The following is a 1,446-nucleotide window of genomic DNA, read 5'->3' as shown; positions in this document are numbered from 1 at the left end:
CCCATTATACCAAGGAAAGAAGGTGCTCTTGTGACTTCTATCTTACCAGAAAACATTACCGATGAAAATAGGTCAGCCAATTATGTTGCAAACTTTTTCAAAGAACACAAGATAGGTGAAATACTCGTGAAATCGAATTTCAAAAAACAAAAGGGTTTTTCTTGCAAAGAACTATTGCAGTTTCTTGTGACCTTAGTTTTTTTAGGCAAAAACCTGTACCGCTACCTGGATATCACTACCGGCGCCGCTCCCTTTCAAAAAGACGCTGTCTACCGGTTTTTGAACGACTGCCACTATAACTGGCGCAAGTTCTTGCTGTTTTTGAGTTCTCAGATCATTCGCAGCCGTATCGTTCCGCTCACCGATGAAAAGAGAGTTAACGTCTTCATCGTAGACGACTCCCTGTTCAGTCGGTCCCGAAGCAAGTCGGTGGAACTGCTGGCCAGGGTCTTCGACCATGTTAAGCACAGATACGACCGTGGTTTCCGGATGCTGACTCTTGGTTGGTCGGACAGTAACACCTTCTTGCCGCTAGCCTTTTCCCTGCTCAGTTCCGAAAAGGAGTCAAATCGGCTATGTGAAATAAACGATTCTATAGACAAACGCACTAACGGGTATCGATTACGAAAGGAGGCCATCCGCAAGAGTACCGATGTCTTACTGGATCTGCTCAAAAGTGCCAGGGTGTACATGGTTCCGGCCAGCTACATCCTTTTCGACAGTTGGTTTGCCTTTCCTGCCGTGATCAGAAAGCTCCGAGAGCAGAAGATGCACACCATCTGTATGCTGAAGTCAATGCCTAAGGTTTATTACGACTACCAGGGGCAGAAGCTGACTCTAAACAAGCTGTATGCCACCGTCCGGAAAAAGCGGGGCAGGGCCAAGATCCTCGCATCTGTAACTGTCGGCATTGGACAGCTTGAAGGCGGCGAACAGGTATCTGCCAAAATTGTGTTTGTTAGAGACCGGAGAACCAAGAAGAAATGGTTGGCGCTTCTTACCACAGATACCGAACTGCCTGATGAAGAGGTAGTTCGCATCTACGGCAAACGCTGGAGTATTGAGGTTTTCTTCAAGATGTCCAAGTCCTATCTGAAACTTGCCAAAGAGTTTCAGGGGCGCTCATACGATTCCATGGTAGCAAGTACAGCTATCGTGTTCATCAGATACATCATGCTTTCCCTTGAAAGCCGAAACGGTGAAGACCCGAGAACCATCGGCCAATTGTTCTACATCTGTTGTGATGAGCTCAAGGACATTAGCCTGGCAGACGCGCTCCAGAAACTCCTCACTCTGTTAGAGCAGTTCCTAGGCGAGCGGCTGCAACTGGCTGAGCAGGAGATCCGCAGGTTGATTGACTACTTAAGTCGGCAATTTACCCTCGTTTTTCAAGGAACTGACTGGCTTATTTGTTGCTGCGAAAGTTGAGTAATAAAACTATAAGAG

The 1,446-nt window shown here is 47.0% G+C and carries 1 protein-coding gene; it reads left to right on the top strand.

The window, feature by feature from the left end:
• Window positions 1-30 precede the first annotated feature (30 nt).
• A complete protein-coding gene (locus SSCH_RS07240; protein ID WP_198142244.1) occupies window positions 31-1,428 on the top strand; it encodes an IS4 family transposase in 1,398 nt (465 codons plus the stop codon).
• Window positions 1,429-1,446 lie beyond the last annotated feature (18 nt).

The sequence above is a fragment of the Syntrophaceticus schinkii genome (genome assembly GCF_000946815.1).
Taxonomy (GTDB): Bacteria; Bacillota; DSM-12270; order Thermacetogeniales; family Thermacetogeniaceae; genus Syntrophaceticus; species Syntrophaceticus schinkii.
This window is presented reverse-complemented; position numbering and strand designations above follow the sequence as displayed.